This is a genomic window from Streptomyces sp. NPDC053474 (genome assembly GCF_044544845.1).
Classification (GTDB): Bacteria; Actinomycetota; Actinomycetes; order Streptomycetales; family Streptomycetaceae; genus Streptomyces.
In genome coordinates, this window is sequence record NZ_JBITXV010000001.1 from 494,062 (window position 1) to 517,578 (window position 23,517).

Annotated in this window: 17 protein-coding genes; 5 read left to right on the forward strand and 12 right to left on the reverse strand. The window is 73.2% G+C overall.

All coding sequences use genetic code 11. The features are described from left to right. Position 1: 1 nt before the first annotated feature. Together ACIG3E_RS02160 and ACIG3E_RS02165 are read left to right on the forward strand one after the other, a co-directional pair. Positions 2-1,330, forward strand: a complete 1,329-nt coding sequence (locus tag ACIG3E_RS02160) for a PspC domain-containing protein (protein ID WP_399610115.1) — start codon at positions 2-4, stop codon at positions 1,328-1,330. Beyond that, complete coding sequence (locus tag ACIG3E_RS02165; protein WP_399610117.1) at positions 1,317-1,592, forward strand: hypothetical protein; 276 nt, start codon at positions 1,317-1,319, stop codon at positions 1,590-1,592. The genes ACIG3E_RS02160 and ACIG3E_RS02165 overlap by 14 nt, the downstream gene beginning before the upstream one ends. Here ACIG3E_RS02165 and ACIG3E_RS02170 read toward each other — a convergent pair. The 3 genes from ACIG3E_RS02170 to ACIG3E_RS02180 all read right to left on the reverse strand — a co-directional run bounded on the left by ACIG3E_RS02170 (position 1,589) and on the right by ACIG3E_RS02180 (position 4,429). Beyond that, positions 1,589-2,116: a DoxX family protein gene (locus ACIG3E_RS02170; protein ID WP_399610120.1), complete on the reverse strand. Its 528-nt coding sequence runs from the start codon at positions 2,114-2,116 to the stop codon at positions 1,589-1,591. The two genes, ACIG3E_RS02165 and ACIG3E_RS02170, sit on opposite strands and share 4 nt — an antisense overlap. A 224-nt stretch (positions 2,117-2,340) precedes the next feature. Then, complete coding sequence (locus tag ACIG3E_RS02175; RefSeq protein ID WP_399610122.1) at positions 2,341-3,606, reverse strand: hypothetical protein; 1,266 nt, start codon at positions 3,604-3,606, stop codon at positions 2,341-2,343. A gap of 163 nt (positions 3,607-3,769) precedes the next feature. After that, positions 3,770-4,429, reverse strand: a complete 660-nt coding sequence (locus tag ACIG3E_RS02180) for a class II aldolase/adducin family protein (RefSeq protein WP_399610125.1) — start codon at positions 4,427-4,429, stop codon at positions 3,770-3,772. A 208-nt stretch (positions 4,430-4,637) separates the two neighbouring features. Here ACIG3E_RS02180 and ACIG3E_RS02185 point away from each other — a divergent pair, with 208 nt between their 5' ends. Then, positions 4,638-5,117, forward strand: coding sequence for a pyridoxamine 5'-phosphate oxidase family protein (locus ACIG3E_RS02185; RefSeq protein WP_399610128.1), 480 nt, complete (start codon positions 4,638-4,640; stop codon positions 5,115-5,117). A gap of 113 nt (positions 5,118-5,230) precedes the next feature. On the opposite strand, the gene guaA is transcribed toward ACIG3E_RS02185, so the two are convergent. Further along, on the reverse strand, positions 5,231-6,820 hold the full coding sequence (guaA, locus tag ACIG3E_RS02190; RefSeq protein WP_399610130.1) for a glutamine-hydrolyzing GMP synthase: 1,590 nt from the start codon (positions 6,818-6,820) through the stop codon (positions 5,231-5,233). 683 nt (positions 6,821-7,503) lie between these two features. Here guaA and ACIG3E_RS02195 point away from each other — a divergent pair. After that, entirely contained in the window at positions 7,504-7,809 is a 306-nt protein-coding gene (locus ACIG3E_RS02195) for a chorismate mutase (RefSeq protein WP_138961362.1), read from the forward strand. 749 nt (positions 7,810-8,558) lie between these two features. On the opposite strand, the gene ACIG3E_RS02200 is transcribed toward ACIG3E_RS02195, so the two are convergent. Together ACIG3E_RS02200 and ACIG3E_RS02205 are read right to left on the reverse strand one after the other, a co-directional pair. Continuing rightward, positions 8,559-9,428: a hypothetical protein gene (locus ACIG3E_RS02200; protein ID WP_399610134.1), complete on the reverse strand. Its 870-nt coding sequence runs from the start codon at positions 9,426-9,428 to the stop codon at positions 8,559-8,561. A gap of 118 nt (positions 9,429-9,546) precedes the next feature. Then, entirely contained in the window at positions 9,547-9,948 is a 402-nt protein-coding gene (locus tag ACIG3E_RS02205; RefSeq protein ID WP_399610136.1) for a hypothetical protein, read from the reverse strand. 278 nt (positions 9,949-10,226) lie between these two features. Between ACIG3E_RS02205 and ACIG3E_RS02210 the strand changes: the two genes are divergently transcribed. Then, positions 10,227-11,408, forward strand: coding sequence for an LAETG motif-containing sortase-dependent surface protein (locus ACIG3E_RS02210; RefSeq protein ID WP_399610138.1), 1,182 nt, complete (start codon positions 10,227-10,229; stop codon positions 11,406-11,408). Between the two features lie 184 nt (positions 11,409-11,592). On the opposite strand, the gene ACIG3E_RS02215 is transcribed toward ACIG3E_RS02210, so the two are convergent. The 6 genes from ACIG3E_RS02215 to ACIG3E_RS02240 all read right to left on the reverse strand — a co-directional run bounded on the left by ACIG3E_RS02215 (position 11,593) and on the right by ACIG3E_RS02240 (position 23,501). Next, on the reverse strand, positions 11,593-13,443 hold the full coding sequence (locus tag ACIG3E_RS02215) for a GMC oxidoreductase (RefSeq protein WP_399610141.1): 1,851 nt from the start codon (positions 13,441-13,443) through the stop codon (positions 11,593-11,595). 82 nt (positions 13,444-13,525) lie between these two features. Next, positions 13,526-15,142 (reverse strand): succinic semialdehyde dehydrogenase, encoded by a 1,617-nt coding sequence (locus tag ACIG3E_RS02220; RefSeq protein ID WP_399610143.1) that lies wholly within the window; start codon positions 15,140-15,142, stop codon positions 13,526-13,528. A 177-nt stretch (positions 15,143-15,319) separates the two neighbouring features. Continuing rightward, positions 15,320-17,044, reverse strand: a complete 1,725-nt coding sequence (locus ACIG3E_RS02225) for a serine/threonine-protein kinase (RefSeq protein ID WP_399610146.1) — start codon at positions 17,042-17,044, stop codon at positions 15,320-15,322. A 147-nt stretch (positions 17,045-17,191) separates the two neighbouring features. Continuing rightward, entirely contained in the window at positions 17,192-18,862 is a 1,671-nt protein-coding gene (locus ACIG3E_RS02230; RefSeq protein ID WP_399610150.1) for a protein kinase, read from the reverse strand. 90 nt (positions 18,863-18,952) lie between these two features. Further along, positions 18,953-20,527 (reverse strand): protein kinase, encoded by a 1,575-nt coding sequence (locus ACIG3E_RS02235; RefSeq protein ID WP_399610763.1) that lies wholly within the window; start codon positions 20,525-20,527, stop codon positions 18,953-18,955. 247 nt (positions 20,528-20,774) lie between these two features. After that, on the reverse strand, positions 20,775-23,501 hold the full coding sequence (locus tag ACIG3E_RS02240; protein ID WP_399610153.1) for a protein kinase: 2,727 nt from the start codon (positions 23,499-23,501) through the stop codon (positions 20,775-20,777). Positions 23,502-23,517 lie beyond the last annotated feature (16 nt).

Below are 23,517 nucleotides of genomic sequence, written 5' to 3' on the forward strand. Positions count from 1 at the left end.
CATGACAGATCAGCAGCCCGCGCCGGGTCCACAGGCCCCGCCGCGCGATCATCCATCCGCGACGGCCGAGGAGCCGGGCGGCGCGGAGGTCGCGCGCGAGCGGAAGTTCCGCCGCGACCCCCGGCACCGCAAGCTGGGCGGCGTGTGCGCGGGCCTCGGTCGGCACTGCGACATGGACCCGGTGATCTTCCGCATCGGCCTGGCCGTGCTCGCGGTCACCAGCGGTCTCGGCCTGGTTTTCTACGGCTTCGCCTGGCTGCTCATCCCTTATGAGGGAGAGGAGGAGAACGAGGCGCGACGGCTGCTGACCGCCCGCGTCGACGGCCACGCCCTGACCGCCGTCCTCTTCGCCCTCGTCGGCTGCGGCGTCTTCCTGACCCTGATCGGCAACAGCGGGGCGCTGACCTTCGCGGCCGTCCTCGGCGTCCTCCTCGCGGGCGCGGGGTACTGGTCGCGCCAGCGCGGCACCCCGGACCCCGACCCCGCGGCCGCCCAGGCCGTCGCGGACGCCCCGCCCGAGACGAAGGCGCCGCCCGTCACCGGGGCCCCGTCCTGGTGGCGCACCCCCGTCGGCGAGGAGGGCCCGCCGAAGTACTTCTGGGGCCCCGAGCCGATCGCGGTGGAGTACCAGCCGCCCCCGGGGCACACCTCGGCGTGGGGCGCGCCCCCCTTGGACAAGGAGCCGCCGGGGCGCCGCGGGCCCCGCTGGATCGGTGGCTGGGTGTTCCTGGCCGCCCTGGTCGCGGCCGGCCTCGGCACGAGCCTGACCTGGGAGGACCAGCCGCTCGGCACCAGCCTGCAGACCGGGTTCGCCTGCGCGCTCGCCGTGCTCGGCCTCGGCATCGCGATCAGCTCGTTCCTGGGGCGCACGGGCGCGGGCTCCATCCTGCTGGCGATCATCACCGCCGCCCTCGTCGCCACCGCAGCGGCCCTGCCGAAGAACATCACGGCGGACTGGATACGCAAGGGCTGGACCCCGGCCACGGCCTCGGACATCCGCTCTCGGTACGAGCTGGGGACGGGCGTCGCCACCCTGGACCTGAGCCGGGTCGACCTCCGCAAGGACCAGACGGTGCGCACGCGGGCGGAGGTGGGCGCCGGAAAGCTGAAGGTGATCGTGCCCGAGGACACCAAGGTGGACCTGAGGATCGAGGTGGGTGTCGGAGACATCCAGCTGCCGAGCGACGACAGCCAGGACGTGGACATCGCCCCCGACAAGCAGAAGTCGGTGACGTTGGCCCCGCCCGCGGGCGTCAAGGCCGAAGGCACGCTCGACCTGCGGCTCGAGGTCGGCATCGGACAGGCGGAGGTGGCACGTGCTGCGTCATGAGTTCCAGCCGGGGCGGCTGGTCGGGGGCTTCTTCGTGACGCTCGCCGGGCTCGTCTACGCGGGCGACGCGGGCGGACTGTGGGACACGCCCTGGTTCGTGATCATCCCGATCGTGACGGGAGGTCTGTGCCTCGCGGGCGCCACGGCGACCGTGGCCCACGGCATACGCAAGGGCCGCCGGGCCCGCACCGGCACGCGCGAGGACGGGACGCGCACCATGGGCCCGGGCGAGACGCACACGAGCGAGTCGGGCCGGGGCTAGCGCAGCCGTAGCCCGGAGGCATCGCGGCGCTGGGCGATCCAAGCGTCGACGGAGAGGAAGGACGCCCCCGCGAGCACGAGCGGCAGCCAGGCCATCAGATAGGCGAGGTCGTTGCCGTAGTAGTAGGGCTCGGCGGACCAGCTCATGGTCAGCCAGAGGCTGAGCGAGATCAGCGCGCCGCCGAGCGCGGCGATCCGGGCGAGCAGGCCGATCAGGGTGCCGATGCCGACGGCCACTTCGCCGAGGGCGATGGCGTAGCCGAAGCCGACGGGGCTCTTCAGGGCGAGGTCGACGAGTTCGGGGAGGGCGGAGATGTCGCGGATGTTGTGCATCTGCTCGCCGATCGAGCCGGTACCGCTCGCCTTCATGAAGGCGCTGTCGGTGAGCTTGTCCAGGCCCGCGTAGATGAAGGTGACACCGAGGAAGATCCTCAACGGGAGCAGGGCGTAGCGGGTGGCGGTGTCCCGCCAGCCGTTCCGCCGGGCATAGCCGGTGTGGGTGTCCGTGCGCATGCCGTGAACCATGGCTGTCCGCCGCCTCTCCCGTTGAGCCGTCAACTGACGATACGTAGGAAAGGGAGCCGCCGCTCAGTGGCGTGCGGCGGATCGCGTGAGGTGTGCCCGGACACCACGGGGGGTTGGTGGTTCCGGGCACGCGGAAGGGGGGAGCGCATGCGTCCATTCGGCGCGGTGCGGGCTGCCGGGCGGTGGATCGCGCGGTCCGTGCGCAAGGCGGTGCGGTGGGGCGGTCAGTCCGTCACGTCGATGGTGCAGCGGTTGGTCTCGACACCTGCCGCCGTGATCACTTGGACGTCGACGCGGCCGGGCTCGACGTCGACGGGCACGGGCACGGTCAGGACGGTGTCCGAGGGGTTGGTGAAGCCCCCGGCGACCGGCACGAGCGGCACGTGGACGTGGACGGCGCCGATGCGGACGGCCATCCGGGCGAGACGGTCCGCGTTCTGCGCGCCGGGCGGCACGAAGCCCGCGCCGCGGATCTCGATGTCGTCTCCGGTGCGGATCGGCGCGTCCAGATCGCCCGCCTCCCGGGCCCGGACGACGGACAGGATCACGGGTCGGCCGCCCTCGGAGTACTTGCCCGCCACGTATGTGGCAGCTGATACGAGCACGAGGAGGGCGAGCCCCCATGGCAGGTCGGGCAGCTGCTCGGGGCGGCGGGCCAGCCGGACGGCGACGAAGACGACGGCGGCGGTGCTGACGAGGAGGTACTGGGCGTCCGCGAAGTGGCCGCGGCCCGAGTCGTCGGTGAGGAGATCGGCGGCCCTGGGCCGGTCCGCGCGTACCTTCTGCAGCTTCTGCGCGAGGACCCTGAGGCCCACGACCCGCCGCACGAGCACGGCGACGGCGCAGACGACGGCGAGGACGGTCACCAGGCCCGCGACGCGGTCGAGTTGGAGGCCGTCGATGAGGGCGTCGCGTTCCTCGTCACCGGCGGCCGCGGCGAGTTCACCCGCGAGGACGAGTACGGCGAAGACGACGAGCAACACCCAGGAGGCAGCGACGGCGCGCGAAGTGGACAGACGGTTGTCCTCACCGATGACGGGCGCGAGGACGCCCCCGCGCGCGCGGTGCAGATACGCGGCCCCGGACAGCAGGAAGGCCATGGCGAGCGCCGCGAGCAGTCCGGCCGTGCGCGTGTCCGTCCAGCCGCTGCCGACGGCCGTGAGCGCCTGGACGAGCAGCAGCGCGACGACGCCCGTCCAGACGGCGACGAGGGTGTACCGCCACAGCCGGGCGAGCCAGGCCGCCCCCTCGGCGCGCCCGCGTTCGGCGACGGCCCTGGCGGACTGGGTCAGCTCGTCCGACACCCATTGGCGGGAGGCGCCCGCCGAGTGCACGACGGCCGCGGGCACCCCGTGCCCGGCCGCCAACTCGTCGCGCTTGGCGAGGAACGCGGCCACGGCGCGCCGGTGCCCCTCGCGTGCGCCGTGCGGGCAGTCGCCGCACGTGCAGCCACCCCCGTGCGTCCTCTGCCTGGCTTCCTGCACCGCCACCGCGTACCCCGCCTTCCCCGCCCTCGGCCGAGGCCGTGATCGAACTCGTGACCGGCTCTGCCGCCGCCCACGCGCTCGCGAACTACCTTGCAATGACTGGGAATTGTGCCGTACGGACGCCTGTGCGCGTTCCGCGGGTCAGGTCAGCGCGGGTGGTCGGAGGTCACGCGTGTTGACGTGGGGCCGGGGCGGGCCCGGCCGGGCGGCGGGTGCGGCGGGTCCAGAAGAGCAGATCGGGTTCGGAGCGGCTGATGTCCTGCCACAGGGACTGGTAGTTGATCCAGGCCACGAGGTCGCCGCCGAGCTGCTCCCGGGTCCGCACGGCCTCTTCGTGGGCAATGAGCACCGGGTGGCCCGCGGCCCGGGCGGCGAGCTGGACCTGGCTGGGCCGCTCCATGGAGATGAACCACCAGGCGGCGGCGTCGACGGAGCCGCCCACAGTGAGCAGGCCGTGGTTGCGCAGGATGAGCGCCTTGTGGTCGGCGAGGGCGTGACCGTGGACGGAGTGGCAGTGCGCGACGGCGTCGGGCCGGGCCCTGTAGACCTCGGCGTAGACGGTGAACGCGGCCTGGTTGACGTGGTGGCACCCCTCCACGACCTGCCCCGCCGCGTTGGCGAGGACGAGGTCGCTGACGGTGACGTGCTTGAAGGGCATGCCGAAGGGGTTCACCCAGAAGCGGTCCGGGTGTTCGGGGTCGCGCGCGGTGATGTGGCCGGAGACGCCGTCCTCGTAGCCGAGACGGCCGAAGACGCGCAGGGCACCGGCGAGCCGCTCCTTGCGGTGGCGCCGTTCGTCCTCCGGCCTGTCGTGCACCGGGGGCATGGCGAAGTGGAGCCGCTCGACGGGTATGGGTGTGGGCGCCCGCGTCTGTCCTCCGTCCTTGATCGTACGGAGCGGAAGTCACCGCCGGTCAGCGAAGGGCGACAGGGGCCTTCTGTGAAGAGAGCCTGGAGCCGGGTGTGCCGGGCGGTAGCGCGGTGGACAGGAAAAGGAGACAGCGGATGTCGGGTATCGGCGTCAGACTGTCGGCATGACAGACAACTGGAAGTCGTTCGCGACCGCGGAACCCGAGCTGGCTCGCATGGTGGAGGAGCGATTCGGGAAGTTCACGCACCACGTTCTGGCGACGCTGCGCAAGGACGGGTCGCCGCGCACGTCGGGCCTGGAGGTCAGGTTCCTGAACGGCGAGTTGTGGCTCGGGATGATGCCGGGTTCGCTCAAGGCGCTCGACCTGCGGCGCGATCCGCGGTGCACGCTCCAGGCGAACCCGGGGTCGGGCACGGAGATGGGCGGCGGGGACGTACGGATCTCCGGCCGGGCGGTGGAGGTGCGCGACCCGGAGACGGTGAAGCGGTACACGGACGAGGTGCGGCCGCCGGACCCGTCGGCGTTCCATCTGTTCCGGGTGGAGCTGATGGAGGTCGTGCGGACGGCCATCGAGGACGAGAAGTATCTGGCCGTGCAGCTGTGGAAGCCGGGGCAGCCGGTGCGCACGACACGGCGGACGTGAGAACGCCGGTGCCGCCGTCCCCGGCGGGGGCGGCGGCACCGGCGTTCAGGCCTGGGGGCGCGGGCGGGCCGTGCGGCCCGGACCGGCCGTGGGGCGGGGCCCCGACGGTCGGGTCACTCCCACTCGATGGTGCCCGGCGGCTTGCTGGTCACGTCGAGGACGACGCGGTTGACGTCGGCGACCTCGTTCGTGATGCGGGTCGAGATGCGGGCAAGCACGTCGTACGGCAGGCGGGACCAGTCGGCCGTCATCGCGTCCTCGGAGGAGACGGGGCGCAGCACGATCGGGTGGCCGTAGGTGCGGCCGTCGCCCTGGACGCCCACGGAGCGGACGTCGGCGAGGAGCACCACGGGACACTGCCAGATCTCGCGGTCGAGACCGGCGGCGGTGAGCTCTTCGCGGGCGATGGCGTCGGCCTCCCGCAGCAGGTCGAGGCGGTCCTTGGTGACCTCGCCGACGATGCGGATGCCGAGGCCGGGGCCCGGGAAGGGCTGGCGCTGGACGATCTCGTCGGGCAGGCCGAGCTCCTGGCCGACCATGCGCACCTCGTCCTTGAAGAGCTGGCGCAGCGGCTCGACGAGCTCGAACTCCAGGTCCTCGGGGAGGCCGCCCACGTTGTGGTGGGACTTGATGTTGGCGGTGCCGGTGCCGCCGCCGGACTCGACGATGTCCGGGTAGAGCGTGCCCTGGACGAGGAAGGCGACCTCTTCGCCGTCGGCGGCACCCTCGGCGATGATGTCGGCCTGCGCCTGCTCGAAGACGCGGATGAACTCACGCCCGATGATCTTGCGCTTGGTCTCCGGGTCGGAGACGCCGGCGAGGGCGGTGAGGAAGCGCTCCTGGGCGTCGACGACCTTCAGCTGCACGCCGGTGGCGGCCACGAAGTCCTTCTCGACCTGCTCGGTCTCGCCCTTGCGCATCAGGCCGTGGTCGACGTACACGCAGGTCAGCTGGGAGCCGATGGCCTTCTGCACCAGGGCGGCGGCCACGGCGGAGTCGACACCGCCGGACAGGCCGCAGATGGCGCGCTTGCTGCCGACCTGGGCGCGGATGGCGGCGACCTGCTCGTCGATGACGCTGCCGGTGGTCCAGCTCGGCTTCAGGCCCGCGCCGCGGTAGAGGAAGTGCTCCAGGACCTGCTGGCCGTGCGTGGAGTGCATGACCTCGGGGTGGTACTGGACGCCGTAGAGCTTCTTCTCGTCGTTCTCGAAGGCGGCGACGGGGACGACGTCCGTGGAGGCGGTGACGGTGAACCCCTCGGGGGCGGCGCTGCACGCGTCGCCGTGCGACATCCACACGGACTGGTCGGCCGGGGTGCCCTCGAAGAGGGTCGAGCCGGGCTTGGAGACGCTGAGCGGGGTGCGGCCGTACTCACGGGCACCGGTGTTGTCGACGGTGCCGCCGAGGGTGGTGGCCATCAGCTGGAAGCCGTAGCACATGCCGAAGACGGGGACACCCGCCTCGAACAGGGCGCGGTCGACCGACGGGGCCTCCTCCGCGTACACCGAAGACGGGCCGCCGGAGAGGATGATCGCCGCGGGGTTCTTGGCGAGCATCTCGGAGACCGGCATGGTGCTCGGCACGATCTCGCTGTAGACCCGGGCTTCGCGGACGCGGCGGGCGATGAGCTGGGCGTACTGCGCTCCGAAGTCGACGACCAGAACGGTGTCGGGAGCGGCGGCAGCGGGAGTCGCTGAGGACACGGCGGCGGCCTTCCGGCGTTGAGCGTGCGCAGGAGGTTCGTGAGCGGAAGGGTGCACGAGGGGTGCGCGCGCGGTTGGAGCTGGGGTTGTTTTGTCGATTCTAACGGGCCCGGCCGTGGCGCCTTCGTCGTATCCGACGGACGCCGGGCCCGCGGCCCCGGTGGCAGGGCCCGTCGGCAGCCGCCCCCGGCCCCGCTCCGGGACCCGCTCCACGCCGCTCCGGAACCCGCTCCACACCCGTACGGGGACCGCTGGAAGCCGGGCCGAGGTCCGGCCGCGCTAAGGGTGGGGGCGAGGAGCAGGGGCGGCGGCGGTTCGCCCTGTGCCCGCCGCTTCCGCCCCCTGGGCGGACCAGCCGCCCACAGGTAGGGGGCGCCGGGGTGAAGGGGGCCACGCCCCGGGCCCCGGCCCCGGCCAAGCGCGCGTCTCAGTATGCGAGCCAGCTCACACCCGGTTTGACCCGCCGCGCACGCCTGGGGGCATACTGGCTCCGTGAACAAGCACCTCGGCTTCCTCTTTACCTATGGCAACCGGCCCGCCGGCTGCCATGGTCGAGCTGCTTGATCTCCTGAACAAGCGACTTCCCAGGCGCCCCGGGCCGAAAGGCCCGGGGCGTCCTGTCGTTTCCGGGTCCTTGTCTCCCGGGGCACCGCCGCCAGACGATTCCAGCGAGGAGCCCCACCATGACCGCCACCACGCAGCAGCCCACCACCCCCGCCGAGCGGACGGGTGCCCGTACGCCCGAAGCCGCCGAGCTGATCGGTGGTGCCCGTGAGCGGATCGACGCGCTCGATGACCGGATCATTGGTCTGGTCCAGGAGCGGATGGCGGTCTCCGCGGTGATCCAGGAGGCCCGCATCAGTTCGGGCGGGCGGCGCGTGAACCTCTCGCGCGAGATGGAGATCCTCGCCCACTACCGGGACGCGCTCGGCAAGCCCGGCACCGCGCTCGCGATGACGCTCCTGGAGCTGTGCCGCGGCCGCGTCTGAGGCCGCCCGGCCCCGCACGGCAGCCGCACCACAGCCGCGCCGCGGCCGCACCACGCCCACCGCGACCCACCGCGACCCACCGCGAGGGCCTCCCGGCGCGGGCACGTGCGCACACGGAACCACTGCGCCACGGACCTGAGTTCGGACGCCTTCTCACCCGTACGGCGCGTGACCGGTTCCCGACGGGCTTCGTTGGTCCCGGTGTCCGTGCCAGCCAGGGGCGGGCGGCCCGAAAGAACCACGCGTGGCTCCTCCGCTGGGGCGATGAGGCGTACGGATCATTCGTACGCCGTGGGACCTCGCCCCAGAGATGTGACCGGACGGCAGGGGACAGCAGCCCGGTCACCCAGGGAACGGTCGGCTCCGGGGACGCCCGGAGCCGACCGGCCTCCAGGCCTTCCGCCCGGGTGTTCCCCTCGGGCACAAGTGGATGTAGTCGAAACGGTTGCGCAGAGAACCGGCCATCCTCCACGATGCGTAGAGGGCGAGCGGGCAGCCGCCTCTTACAGAACTCCATTGCCATTGGTCTAAACCAGCCGCGCGCCCCTTGCGCGCCGGAGCGGCCACCGGCACACGAACCAGCGACACACGAACCAGCGGCGTACTCCCCCCGGCGCCGCCCCGAAGCACCGACGCTGCCCTGACGTCGGTGCTGACAGCCAAGGGCCCCGCGGATCCGTCCCGCGGGGCCCTTCGCTCGTGCGGCGGGCGGCGTCATCGGGGCTTCCCGGCGGCGCCGCCCGCGTCCGCTACTTCACCTTGGCCAGCTGCGCGTCCATGACCGCCGCCGGGACCTTCGGCTGGGTGTCCGCCCTGTCCGCCGTCGGCTGGTCGGACCCGCCGTCCTCCAGGCTCTCGTCGTCGCGCGCCACGCTCTGGGGGTCGTACAGGCTCGACGCGGCGAAGGACACGAGGGTGGATCCCTTGCGCACGACGGTGACCGTCCAGCGCTTCACGAACTCGCCCTGGCGGCCGCCGAGGCGGTAGCCGACGGCTTCGTCGCCCTTGTCCGGCGCGGTCAGCGCCGTGACGCCCGAGTAGCGCAGCTCGCCGGTGCGGAAGACGGCGCACTTCTTGGCCTTGGTCGCCGCGCGCAGATCCGCGAGGGCCCGCTCGGCGGCGTCATCGTCGTCGTACGCGTACAGCTCGATGTCCGTCGTCGACATGTCGCGGGTGCTCTTGCCGGTGACCGTGCGGCCGACGTGTCCCTTCGCCCCGGGCGGCGTGGCGGACGTCAGGAGGTCCGCCAGCGGGGCGCAGGCGGCCGGGGAGGCCGCCGCACCGGCCCACGCGGCTTCCAGCTTGTTCGGCTTGCGGGGCGTCACCTCGTGGCCGCGGACGTCACCCTTGGCCAGGGAGGCGGCCGTCAGCTTCGCCGGTGCGCCGCCGCCCGAGGAGCCCCCCGAAGAGCCCTCCGAGGAGCCGCCCGACGCACCGCTTCCGTCAGCCGCGCCGGTCCCGCCCGGCCCGCCGCCGCCCGACCCCTTCGGCTTCGCCTGCTCCGTCGACGACTTGCCCCCGTCGCGGCCGTCGCCGTCACCGCCGCCGCACGCCGCGGTCAGGCCCAGCGTCGCCACGACCGAGGCGGCCACCACCACACGCGACACAGCTGACTTCACGTTCCCCCACTCTCACCCTTGCTCGCCACGGAGCCCTGCGTGCGGAGTCACCCGCACCCCTTCTACGACCGAAGATCGCCGCGGGCGGTTCCACGGATCGGCATCGAATCGCAAACGGTCAGCCCAGCCAGGGCCAGAACCGGTACGGGCTCAGGAGCAGGATCGCGAGGACCATGAAGCCCACGACGATCACCACGCTGCGGACCTGGCGCCACCGCCCGGAACCGGCGCCGCCGCGGCGCGGCCCCACCGGCGCGGACCGCCAGTCGTCCGGGCGCCAGGGCTCCGCGGCCGCCTCCTTGCGCTTGCGGCGCTTGCGCCCCACCGTGCCCTTGGCCTGCTGCCGGGCCGCCTCGGCGTCCAGCTTGCGCAGCCGCTCGGCCACCATGCGCGCCCGCGCCGACGGCTCCTTGGGCGCCGAGGCGCGGATCTCCCGCTCGCTGTCCTGCGCGAACCTCGCCCACACCTCGTCGGGTATGGGCGCCTCGTCATCGGGCTCACGCGGCGACTGTACGGACACTGTGCCCCCCTCCCCCGCCCGTTGCCCTGCGGCGGTTCCATCTCGCTTGCAAACGGGGGAAGTTCTACGACACCCACGAGGACCGCACAAGCCCGGACTCTTCACATCCTCCAGAGATGTGACCCAAAGCACATAAAGAATCCGTGAGTTCGGATGCAACCATTCACAGGAAGCACAAGTCATGCATGCGTAACTACGGCCACTTCCGTGCCCCGGCGCGGAGGCCCCAGCTTCGTGCCACGCGAGACGCGCGGCGCGCCGGACTCACCGAGGTCTTCATGAAGCTTCGCCGTGCCCTGGCCGCCGCGGCGGCGACTGCCGCGCTCGCCCCGCTCGCGCTGCTCTCGGCTCCCGCCGCGCTCGCGACCGAGGGCGATGCCGCGACGCCGGGCACGAGCGTGAGCGAGACCCCGGAGACCTCCGGCACGCCCACACCGGGCACGCAGGAGCCGACGGAGAAGCCCGGCGGGCCCGGCGACGACGGCGCCGGACCGGACGGACCAAAGGAGCCGGGTGCCAAGCCCGGTGAGCCCGGCGGCAAGCCCGGTGACGCCCAGAAGCCCGGCGAGAAGCCAGGGGCGGGCGAGCAGCCCGGTGACAAGCCTGGTGAAAAGCCCGGCGAAAAGCCTGGCGGCAAGCCCGGTGACGGCGCCACCAAGCCCGGCGGCGAAGGGGGCGACAAGCCCCCGTCCCAGGGCAAGGACCACGAGAAGGACCCCACGCCGGAGCCCTGCGAGGTCGACGACAAGACCGGCGACGACCTCGAGAGCCGCCTCGAACTGAGCCTCAAGGGCCTGCCCCGCAAGATCGCCGCGGGCAGCGGCTGGCACGCGTTCACACTGACCGCCGCCAACCCCAGCGACGACGAGCTCGGCGAGGTCAACTGGCTCGCGGCCGTGGACAACTTCTCCAACAGCGAGCACGAGCGGAACTGGCTGAGCACGTACGCGCGCATCCAGTACCTCGACCCTACGGCCGGTGGCTGGAAGTCGATCATCGACGAGGTCTCGGACGGCAGCTACTTCGGGAAGACCACGCTCGGCGCCCACGAGAAGATCGAGCTCAAGCTGCGCCTCGACATCAGCGCCAAGGCCCCGGCGGGCCCGGGCTACGCGCTCGGCCTCGGCGGCTACACGGACGCCGAGCTCAAGTGCACGCACAGCTCGTTCGACTTCTTCGAGTTCACGGTCCTGAAGCCGGGCAGCGGCATCGACTACCCGGGCGAGGCCATCCAGCTGCCGGACCGGCCCGCCCCGCGCCCCGCCCCCAAGCCACAGGGCGGCGTCAAGCCCATCAAGCACACCACCGTCACGACGAGCCCGACGCCCAGCGGCAGCCTCGCCGAGACCGGATCGAGCTCCGCGCTGCCGACCATCGGCATCGTCGGCGGCGTCGCCGTCGTCGTAGGGGCGGGCGCCGTGTTCGTGGCGCGCCGACGTGGTAACTCGGACGCCGCATAGCGCGCTCCACGCGCGCGTGTGACCACGAGACCACCGAAAGACGCGAAGGACCTGCACTCGGAGGGGGGTGCAGGTCCTTTCGCTGTACGGATCCCGGAAGCGGCTGTACGGATCCCGGAAGCGGCTGTACGAAGCCCTGGGAGCCGCCGTACGGAGCGCGGGAGCCCTGGAAGCCCGGTCGCCCCTAGGGCGCCCCGGACCCGCCCTTCGGCGGCACCACCGGCACCCCGAGGAACGGCAGCCGCAGCGCCCCGAACGCGTCCGCCGGGACCGCCGGGGACTTCGGCTCGACCGGTGCGAGACGCGCGTACGCCGTGCCCTGCGCGGGACGCGGATCGGTGCCGCCCTTGTTCGGCCAGAACGACATGGCGCGCTCCGCCTGCGCGGTGATCGTCAGGGACGGGTTCACGCCCAGGTTCGCGGACACCGCCGAGCCGTCGACCACGGAGATCCCCGGGTGCCCGTACAGCCGGTGGTAGGGGTCGATGACGCCCGTCTCCGGGGAGTCGCCGATCGGGCAGCCGCCCAGGAAGTGCGCGGTGAGCGGGGTGCCCATCAGCTCGCCGACGTTCGAGCCGGGGAAGCCGTTGATCTCCTGGGCGATGAGGGTCGCGGCGCGCGTGGCCTCCGGGATCTGGTCCGGGTTGGGCGCGCCGTGGCCCTGTCGGGCCGTCAGCAAGCCCTTGCCCAGGCCCTTCTCCTTGCGGTACGTGGTCAGCGAGTTGTCCAGGGTCTGCATGACCAGGCCGATGATGGTCCGCTCCGACCAGCGGCGGTTCGACAGGGAGCGCAGCGTGAGCACCGGGTGCCGGGCGGAGTTGGCGAGCCAGCCCGCGACCCGCGCCTTGCCGCCCTTGGCGGTGTACGGCACCTGGAGCAGGGTCAGGGTGCCCATGGCGTTGGACTTCTTGCCGTAGCGGACGGGCTCGATGTGGGTGGTGCCGTTGGGATGGATGGACGAGGTGATGGCCACGCCCCGGCTGAAGTCGGCCCGGCCGCCCGGGGCGCCCCCGTGGCGCTTGCGGTAGCGCCGGTCGGAGGTCTGCGCGCCCACCAGGGCCTCCGAGTTGGTGCGCGTCAGCTCGCCGAGGCGCCGGGACACGCGCGGCAGCAGATGGCTGTCCTTCATGCGGTGCAGCAGCGTCTGCGTGCCGTAGGTGCCCGCGGCCAGGACGACCCACCGGGCCCGGAACGTGTGGCCCCTGCCCTTGCGCTTGTTGTCGGTGGGCAGCGTGGCCACCGCGTAACCGCCGCGCGAGTCCTCGGTGAGGGTGACGACGGTCGTCATCGGGTGGATGACCGCCCCGGCCTTCTCGGCGAGGTACAGGTAGTTCTCGGTGAGCGTGTTCTTCGCGCCGTAGCGGCAGCCCGTCATGCACTCGCCGCACTCGGTGCAGGCCCGGCGCGCGGGGCCCGCGCCGCCGAAGTACGGGTCGGGAACTTCCCTGCCGGGCCCGGCCGTTGACTCACCGGTGGCGTCCCGTCCGTCACCAAAGAAGACACCGACCGGTGCCATGTGGAAGCTGTCGCCCACGCCCATGGCCTCGGCGGCCGCTTTGAGATGGACGTCGGAGGGAGTCGTCGTTGGATTGAGCCGCACCCCGAGCATGCGCTTGGCCTGCTCGTAGTACGGACGCAGCTCGTCCTGCCAGTCCGTGATGTCCTTCCACTGCGGATCGTCGAAGAACGCCGCAGGCGGCACGTAGAGCGTGTTCGCGTAGTTCAGCGACCCGCCGCCCACGCCCGCGCCCGCCAGGACCATCACGTTGCCGAGCAGATGGATGCGCTGGATGCCGTACAGGCCGAGTGCGGGAGCCCAGAGGTAGTTCTTCAGGTCCCAGGAGTTCCTGGGCAGGGTGGCGCGCGTGAAGCGGCGGCCCGCTTCCAGTACGCCTACCCGGTAGCCCTTCTCCGTGAGCCGCAGCGCGGCCACGGATCCGCCGAAGCCGGATCCTACGACGATCACGTCGTAGTCGCCCTCGCTGTCCTCCCTGCCCTGGGTGTCCTCGTGCTGGACAGAGGTGTCCTGTGGCATTGGGTCTCCTCCGTACAAGTCGAATCTGCGGGCCTGTGGGAGCTGAGCGCGCAGTTCCCCGCGCCCTTTCGGGGCGCTCCCGTCAGCGCAGGCGCAGCGCCTTCATCACCTTCAGGCTCGTCGTCATGAACGCCGCGTACTTCTCGTCGTCCATGCCGAAGGACGGCGCGAGCGGGATGAGGCGCTGGTGGGCCACGGTCTGCGCCTCGGTGTACTTGAGGATGCCCTCGGAGCCGTGGCGGCGGCCGAGGCCCGAGTCCTTCATGCCGCCCATCGGCGACTGCACACTGCCGTAGGCGGGCGCGAAGCCCTCGTTGACGTTGACGGTGCCGGTGCGCAGGCGGGCGGCGAGGGCGCGGCCGCGCTTGCCGTCCTTCGTCCACACCGAGGAGTTCAGGCCGTAGGGCGTCGCGTTGGCGAGCTCCACCGCCTCGTTCTCGTCGGTGAAGCGGTAGATCGAGACGACCGGGCCGAAGGTCTCCTCCGTGCACACGGCCATCGGCGCCTCGACGCCGTCGAGGATCGTGGGCTCGTAGAAGTACGGGCCTATGTCCGGCCGGGCCGTGCCGCCCGCGACGAGGGTGGCGCCCTTGGCCACGGCCTCGTCGACGTGCCGCCGGGTGGCCTCCAGCTGCCGCTCACCGGCCAGCGAGCCCATCTCGGCGCCGTACGCGAGCGAGCGCCCGAGCCGCATCGCCCTGGTGCGCGCGGCGAACCGCTCGACGAAGGTGTCCGCGATCGCCTCGTGGACGTACAACCGCTCGATGGAGATGCACAGTTGGCCCGCGGACGAGAAGCAGGCGCGGACCGCGCCCGCGGCGGCCTTGTCCACGTCGGCGTCGTGCAGGACCAGCATGGCGTTCTTGCCGCCGAGTTCGAGGGAGACGCCGACGAGCCGGGCGGCGGCGCCCGTGGCGACCTCGCGCCCGGTGCGCGTCGAGCCCGTGAAGGAGACGTAGTCGGCGTGCTTGACGAGTTCAGGGCCCACGACGGGGCCGTCGCCGAGCACGACCTGGAACGCCTCGGCGGGCAGCCCCGCCTCGATGATCAGGTCCCGGGCCCACAGCGCGGTCAGGGCGGTCTCCGTGTCCGGCTTCATGACCAGCGCGTTGCCCGCGACGAGCGCGGGCAGGGCGTCGCCGATGGACAGCTCAAGAGGGTAGTTCCAGGGCGCGATCTGGCCGACGACGCCGCGCGGCTGGCGCAGCTCGGTGACCTTCGTCAGGGCGGGGACGACACCCGTGTGGCGCTTGGGGTTCAGATAGGCGGGCGCGCGGCGACCGTAGTGGCGGGCCGCGACGACGACGGCCTGGATCTCCTCGTGCGCGTGCAGCCGCGCTTTGCCGGTCTCCAGCTGGATCAGGTCGAGCGCCTCGCTCTGGCGCTGGAGCAGCAGGTCGTGGAAGCGCAGGAGCACCGCGGCGCGCCGGCGCACGGGCGTGCGCGCCCAGGCGATCTGCGCGGTACGGGCCCGCTCGAAGGCGGTGGCGACGTCCTCGGGCGTGGACTCGGGCAGCTCGGCCAGCCGCTCGCCGGTGAACGGCGTGTGGTTGGCCGTGCGGCCCGAGCCGAGCACATCGCGGGTGAGCTGGGCGACCAGTTCGGGCGTGACCACGTCGGCGGCGGTGCGGGCGCCGCGCGGGGCCTGGGCGATCGGGTTCGTACCGAGGGGTGCCGCGGGGGCCTGCGAGTCCGTCATGACGGTGAGCGTATGCCTGGGCGGACGCTTTGGGTACCCATGGGTAACGAGCTTTCACGGGTCTCGCACGCGGGCCCGGCGGCCGCCCGCCACCGCGCCAGTGCCTGCTGGCAGCAAAGCCGCTGATCAGCGCGTTAGTCGACGCCGGTCACGCCCTTGCCCGCGGGCAACACCCCCTCAGGGCTTGCTGATCTCCAGGTCCTCGATGGCCTTCCGCGCCACCTCACGGCCGCGCTCGGTGAAGTCGCTCTTGGCCGGGTAGTCGATCCACAGCTTGTACATGTTCCCGGACTTGGTCCGGTAGTAGAAGATCGTGGCCTCGCGCGGGTACTCCGTCTCGCTCTCCTTGTTCGTGTACGGAACGACGTTCTCCGCGGACTGGCTGCCCTTGTAGTCGCTCTGCGTGGTCTTCTTGCCCGGCCGCAGCGCGTCCGGGCTCAGCGCCGAACCGAGCACCGAACTGCCCTGGTCCAGGTCCTTCATGTCCTCGTACGCCTCGGCCATGGAGGTGCCCGCGATGTAGTTGAGGTCGTCCTCGGACTTCTTGTCGAGGGTCAGCGTCACCGAGATCTGACCGCTGGAGTCCCGGTAGGAGACCCAGTGCTCCTTCGGCGCGGCGTCGTCGCCGGGCATCCATGTCGCATAGCCCTTGGGCGCCCACACCGTGGCGCCGAGCTTCTTCTCGTCGTGCTTCTCCCACTCGCCCGCGTCCGAGGAGTCGCCGCCGAACGGGTTCACCGCGACGAGCACGCCCGCCACCACCGCGGCAGCCACCGCCGCGCCGATCACCACGAGCGCCTTGCGGCCGAGGAAGACGCCCTTGCCACGCGGCCCGCCCTGCTCGCCCGCGACCGTGACCACCTGCGTCGGCGGGGGCTGCGGCGGCCGCGCGGCCTCCTCCAGGAGCGCCCGCACCCGCCCCGCGTTCGGGCGGTGCGCGGGGTCCTTGTGCAGCAGGCCGTTGATGGCGTCGGCGAGCGGCCCCCGCACGGAGGCGGGCGCCGCGGGCGTGGCGTTCAGGACGGACTGCAGGGTCGCGGGCGTGTTGCTGCGGCGGAACGGCGACACGCCCTCCGTCGCCGCGTACAGGACGACGCCGAGCGACCACAGGTCGGACGCCGGTCCGGGACGCTGGCCGAGGACGCGCTCGGGGGCGATGAACTCGGGCGAGCCGACGAAGCCGCCGGTGTCCGTCAGATTCGTCTCGCCCTCGATCTGGGCGATGCCGAAGTCGGTGAGGACGACGCGGTCGTGGTCGCCGAGCAGCACGTTGTCCGGCTTCACGTCGCGATGCAGGATGCCCGCCGCGTGCGCCGCCTCCAGGGCGCCGAGCACTTCGAGGCCGACGCGCGCCGCCTCGCGCGCGCCGAGGGTGCCCTCGCGCAGCGCGGCGCCGAGCGAACGCCCCCGTACGAACTCCATGACGATCCACGGCTGGTCGTCCTCGACGACGACGTCGTGGACGTTCACGACCGCCGGGTGGTCGAGGCGGGCGGCGGCGCGGGCCTCGCGGCGCATCCGCTCGAAGGCGTTGGCGCGCTCGCGGTCGGGCAGGTGGTCGGGCAGACGCGGCTCCTTGACGGCCACCTCGCGGTCGACGGTCTCGTCCTTGGCCCGCCAGACCGTGCCCATGCCGCCGTGCCCGAGCTTGGCGAGCAGCCGGTAGCGGCCGCCCACGAGACGGCCCGTGCCCGGGTCGGACCGGGTGGCCCCCGCCTGCGGGGCGAGCGGCGTCCGCGAAGCCGACGGGGCCTGCGGAGCCTGCTGGCCCGGGACGGTCTGCACCGCCTCCGCGTACGGATGGGGGTCCGGCGTCCCGCCCTGCTCTGGGGGGCGCGGCGGCTGCAACCCGTAGCTGGTGGTGTCGTGCGGCCCGTAGGAGGCTCCCCCGTCGTTACTCATGGACCCATGACTACCTTGCCCGGCGTGTCTGATTCCAGCCGGGGCCCCCACTTGTGACCTGGGTGATGCACGGACCGGGAACTCACGCCCCCACCAGGCCCTCGGCGCACGGGAGCCACCCCGTACGGGCCCGTGTACGGCGGCCCGTCAGCGGCGTACGAACGTGTCGACCGCGGTGTCGAAGTACCGCCGTCCCCGCCCGGATTCGGGCAGCGGAGCCGACACCCACACGTCGTACATCCGCCCGCCCTCCTCCCAGCACAGGTCGTAGGTGCGGAGCGGCCCTTGCCGGGTGTACTGCCACAGCGCGGCGGGGCGGCCGTTGCGGGTGGTCTCGGTGACCTGCCCGTCGCGGTAGCCGGGGCTGCGCTCGGGGCCCGCCGCGTGCGCGCGGCGCTGGGCCGCGGACGGGCCGCCGGGCACCGGGGCGGCGGCCTTGATGCCGACGCGGAAGGCGCCGTCCGGGGAGGTGTAGTAGGTGCGCGGCCCGTCCGTGGTGCGCCGGTAGCCCGTGGGCACGGCGAGCGTGAAGCCGCGCGGGTCCTTCGCCAGGCGGTAGCCGCGCGGGGCGTCGGGCGTGGAGGGCCGCACGGAGTCCGGTGTCTTGGTGACCGTGGAGGTGGCCGTGGGCCGGGGAGCGTCGGTGGCCGCGGTGCCGGGTCCGTCCCGCGTGGCCGACGTGGCCGGATTTCCCCCCTCCCCTTCGCCGTCGCGGCCGAGCAGGAGCGCGGCGGCCGAGACCGCGCCGCCCGCCACGGCGGCGACCAGGACGGCGGCGACGAGCATGGTGCGGCTCTGCCGCCGGTTCAGCCGCTGCCGGGTGGCCGGTCCTGGCTCGTAGGGGTCCGCCGGGAGCGGCAGCAGCACCGCGGCCTTGGTCCGCTGGTATCGAGGCAGGTCACGTGGGGTGGACGGATGGCGCCCCGGCCATAACGCGGCGGGCAGCAGGCCCGAGCCCGACCGGTCCCCGTCGAGCCTCGGCATCGTGCCGGTCACGACGTACGTACGCAGCAGCCGTTCCGCCGAGGCCGCGTCGAGCCGTCGCTCCGGGTCGCGTTCGAGCAGCCCGAGGACGACGGGAGCGAGCGGCGCCGCGGCGGGCGGCGGGCGTATCTCGTCGAAGACGACGGCGTGCAGCACCCCGCCGATCGAGTCGCGGCGGAACGGCGACTCGCCGCTGACCGCCGCGACGAGCAGCGCCCCGAGCGACCACAGGTCGGAGGCGGGCCCGGTCCGCTCGCCGGACATCCGCTCGGGTGCGGTGTACTCCGGCGAGCCGACGAACGACCCGCTCTCGGTGAGCGTCGTAGCCCCGCTGACCTGCGCGATTCCAAAGTCCGTGAGGACGACGCGGCCGGTGGCCTCCTCGATGAGCACGTTCGCGGGCTTCAGGTCGCGGTGCAGGATCCCGGCGGCGTGCGCGGTGCGCAGCGCGCCGAGCAGATCGAGGCCGACCCGGGCCGCCGCGTGCGGGGGGAGCGGCCCCGAGCGGGCGATGCGCCGCGCGAGCGACACGCCGTCGACGTACTCCATGACGAGGTACGCGTGGCCGTCCTGGACCACCACGTCGTGCACGACCACGATGTGCGGATGGCTCAGCCGCGCCACCGCGCGCGCCTCGTGCAGGGTGCGCTCGCGCTGCCGGGCGGCCTCCTCCTCGGAGAGGGTCTCGTCGAACGCGAGCTCCTTGACGGCGACCCGGCGCCCGAGGAGCTGGTCACTGGCCCGCCACACGACACCCATGCCGCCCCGGCCGAGCCGCGCTTCGACGCGGTAACGACCGGCGATCACACGGGTGCTGTCACCCAGGCTCCCCATGCGGCCATCATGCCCCAGAGGTGTGGCCCTCGATCCGGACCACCGCAGGTGGGGCCGGAGACCGGCCAGTTCAGGCCGCCCGCGCGGGGGTCAGTCGCGCCAGCCGCGCAGCACCGCGTCGAACTGCTCCCGCGTCGTGTCCCAGCTCTCCTCGGGGCCCGACATGTAGATCATGTACTCGACGCCGTCGCCGTTGACGTACCCCTGCTCGATGGCGTGCCGGGGGCCCTTGGTGGTGTCGCTCGAACCCGCCGTCCAGCGGAACTCCCACAGCGCGCCGGGGTGGTCGCGGAAGTTGTTGGAGTTCAGGTGCAGGCGTTCGTAGTCCGGCAGCTTGAGCTGTCGCTCCAGGTCGAGCTGGTGGGCGTAGGGGCTGTCGAAGTCAGGGCTGCGGTCGACGGCGATGCGCACGAAGTGGCGGCCGTTGTCCGGCGTGTAGTCGATCTGGTTGCCGTCCACGCGCCGCGACCAGCCCTTGGGCAGCATCAGGCTGAAGCCCTCGGCGTCGCGCACCCGCACCCAGTCGGAGGGGATGCCGCCGACGACCCGGTCACCGCCCTTGCCGTCCTTGCTGTCCCTGCTCTCCTTGCCCTCGCTGGCCTCGGCGCGGGCGCGGTCGCCGTTGTCACCGCCGAACTGCAGGTATCCGAACACCGCGCCGCCGCCGAGCAGCGCCGCCGCGGCGACCAGCGCGAGCCGTCTGACCCAGCGGCCCCTGCCGGGCGCCGCGGGGGGCGTCGGGATCACGGGGGCCGTCTGCGGCGCGGTCGCGGGCTGGGTCGCGGGCTGGGTCGCGGGCGGCGGCAGCTGGTTGGCCCGCGTCGGTACGTACGCGGGCGCGGCGCTGGGCCTGCGTCCCTCCGCGGCCTCGGCGAGCATCTGCTCCGCCTCGTCCGCGCTCGGCCGCGCGGTCGGGTCCTTGCGCAACAGCGCGGCGATGACCGGGCCGAGGGGTCCGGCGTGCGCGGCCGCCTTGGGCTCCTCCGTCACCACGGCCTGCATGGTGCCGAGCGGCGAGGTGCGGCGGAACGGCGAGGTGCCCTCCACCGCCGTGTACAGCGTGGCGCCGAGCGCCCACAGGTCGGCCGCGGGGCCGGGGTTGGCGCCGCTGACCCGCTCGGGCGCCAGATAGTCGACGGACCCCACCACTTCGCCGGTGCGCGTGATGGTCTTGTCGCCCTCGATCGCCGCGATGCCGAAGTCGGTGAGCAGCACCCGGCCGTCGTTCGACAGCAGGACGTTGCCCGGCTTGATGTCGCGGTGCAGGACCCCGGCGGTGTGCGCGGCCCGCAGGGCGCGCAGCACCCACAGGCCGATGCGGGCGACCTCGCGCGCCTCGACGCGGCCCCGCTCCTTGACGGCGTCGGCGAGCGAGCAGCCCTCGACGAGCTCCATCACGATCCACGGCCGGTCGTCGTACTCGAGTACGTCGTGGACGGTGACGACGGCGGAGTGGTTGATCTGCGCCTGGGCCCGCGCCTCCGTCTGGGTGCGCGTCAGCAGGACCGCGCGGTCGGCCTCCTGCACCCACTGGGCGGCCGTCAGCTCCTTGACGGCGACGGCCCGGTGCAGCACCTCGTCCCGCGCGCGCCACACCCGCCCCATGCCACCGCTGCCGATGGACTCACCGAGCCGGTAGCGGCCGGCGAGGAGCAGGCCCTGCATCTGATTCACGTTCCCCCGCAGTTGGTCTTGACAGGGCCCAGGTTCTGACAGAGCCAAGGGTAAGGAGGCGCGGGGAGGCAGGGAACGGGAGGGGGTGGCCGGAAGCCGCACTGTGACGGATGCGGCTCCGGTCCTTCGCCGTTCCACCGCGAATCCCCGCGTTACCCCCGCGTACGGAGGGGCCACTTCCAGTTGCGCCCGGCGCCGAGGATGACGGCGGCTGGGGCGGTTCGGTTCCGTCCGGACGTCAGCCGGTGGCCTGGTACGACTTCGACGCCTGCTCGTACAGCCGGTCCACCTCGTCCCGTTCGGCCTCCGGGCCGCGCACCTGCACCACGTGGTACTTGCCGTCCACGATCAGCGCCAGATTGCGCACGAAGACCTCCGTGCCGTCCGGCCCCTGCCAGGTGAACTGGCCCTCCGCCATGGCGCGGCCGCCCACGTCGACCCGGCGCATCCCGCTGGACGTGGCCCAGGAGGAGTCCCGGAACGGCTGGAGCTCGCGCTCGTCCTCCTTCTGGTACTTCATCGGGTCCGTGCCGTAGTCCCCGGTGCTGTCCCGGCCCGGGACGACGAGGAGCTCGAACTTGCCGTGGGTGTAGAGCACTTGCTCCCGGCCGTTCATCGCCTGGCGCTGCCAGCCGCTGGCCACGGCGACGCGGAAGCCCTCCGTGTCCTTGCGCAGCGTGAAGCCGGGCGCCACGCCGGACGCGGTGGTCTGCGGCTCCTGCGCGCCGGGGGTCTCCTCGCCGTCGGGCGACTTCCCCGGCCTGCCGTCCTGGCCCTCGCCCTGGTCGTCGGTGTCGCCGCCCTGGCCCGGCTTGCCGTTGCCCGCGGGGCGGTCGTCCGGGGTGGTGCTGGACTCGCCCGCGGTGCCCGTGCGCCCCGCGCCCTCGTTCTCATCGGCCTTGGGCATGAACAGCATCGCGTACGTGACCGCCGCCACGAGCCCCGCGAGGATCGCCAGGAGCAGCACCCGGCCGAGGGACCGCGGCCCCTGCGCGGGGCGCGGCTCCCGCTCCGGGCGGGGCGCCCGCACCGGCCTGGTGTCCCGGGTGTGCTCCCGGCCGCGCTTGTGGCGGCCGTGGCCGGTGCCCGTGGCGACCGGCGCGGGCGGGCGCCGCTTGCGCACGACCTCGCCCCGGCGGCGCACGACGGGCAGCCTGCCGCCGTCGTACGGCGGTGCCGGTATCACGTGGGTGCCCGCGTCCGGCTCCGGCGCCGACCGCACCAGGGAGCGCAGCCAGCCGCTCAGCTCCTCGAAGTCGATGCGCTCGGTCGGGTCCTGACGCAGCAGCGACTCCACGACCGGCCGCAGCGGCCCGCACTCCTCGGCGAACGCGGGCGGCTCCGCGCACACCATCTGCACGAGCTCCGCGGTGTTCTCCTCCGGGTAGGGCGCGTGTCCCTGGACGGCGCGGAAGAGCAGCGCGCCGAGCGCCCACAGGTCGGTGGCGGGGCCGATGGGCGCGGCGAGCTGCCAGTTCTCGTGCACGGGCCCTGCCTGCTCGGGGGCCCAGCGCTCGGTGACCGCGCCCACGACCGTCATCCGCGCGTGCCGGGCCCGCTCGGCGGCGAGCGCGGTGGCGGGGCCGCGCCGGGGCCGCCGCTCGGCCGCGGGGTCGCCCCAACGGCCGCTGAGGGCACGGCCGTCCGGCTCGGAGCCCTCGTACTCAGCGGCCTCCTGGTCCTCCTCGGCCGCGGTGCCGTACCTGTCGTGCTCGTCGTGCCTGTCGTGCCTGTCGTAGGTGTCGCGCGTGTCGTACCTGTCGTACGCGTCGTCGTCCGGCGGTGTCTGCCGCCGCGGCGGCGCCGGTCGCTTGGCCAGGCTCGGGGCCAGGGCGTCGCCCTGCGCGGGCACGCCGGTCCGGGGCACGGCGCCGTGCCACTGCTTGCGGGCGCCGCCGTTCCAGCTCTCCGGCGCGCCGCCGTGGGCCTCGCGGCCGCCGCGCACTCCGTACGGGTCCGCGATCCGGCCGGTGGCGCTGCCGGTGTCGGCCTCGCTGACCTGAGCCGCCGCCCGGGCCGCGCCCGCGCGGTACGCGGCGATCGCACCGGCGCGCGCCGCCCGCAGGTCGGATGCGTAGTCGGGCTCGGGCCGGGCGTCCGGCCCGGGGGCGGGGTCGGTCTCGTACACGGCACCCGGCTCGTACGCGTCAGACGCATACGCGTCGGACTCATAGGACTCGTACGGCGGGTCGGGCTCGTACGCGGGCTCCGGGGCCGCCTCCAGGCCGCGGGCCTCTCCGGCCTCTCCCGCCTCTCCGGCCGCGAGGGCGCCCGCGGGCTCCGTGAAGCCGGAGAAGTCCTCGCCCTCGGGCCGCGGGTCGTACCCGCACAGGGCCTCCTCCGCCGCGCCCGCCGCGAGCCCCGTGAGGAGCACGCGCCCGTCGTCGCAGACGAGCACCGTGCGCGCGGTGATGTTCCGGTGGACCCAGCCGTGCGCGTGCAGCACGCGCAGCGCGGTCACGACGTCGGCGGCGACCTCCGCCGCGCGGAACGGGTTCAGCGGTTTGTCGGCGAGCAGCGCCGCGAGCGGCCGGGCCGCCACCAGCTCACTGACTATCCACAGCGAGCCGTCCTCCGCGAACACGTCGAAGACCTGGTCCAGGCGCGGATGGTCGGGGATGCGCGCGGCGGCCTGCGCGGCCTCTATGGCCCGGCGCACCGCGGGGTCGCTGGGCCTGCGCGTGGCCCGTGCGCCGGGGCGCCGGGGGGTGCGCGCGCCGGAGCCCGCGCTCCTGAAGCCCTCGGGCAGTCCGCCGGGCAGGACGTCACTCAGGTCGCCGTCGCCGTAGCCCTCGTCGCCGACCACTTCCGCCTCGACGACCTCCGGCAGGGGGACCTGCCTGACCAGGACTTCCTGGCCGCTATAGGTGTCGAAGGCGCGGGTCTCGGCGAACTCGTACTCATCGGCCGGCGGCAGCGGCAGGCGGTAGCGGTCGGCGAGCACCCGTCCCGCATAGTCGTCCACGATGCCTCCCCCAACC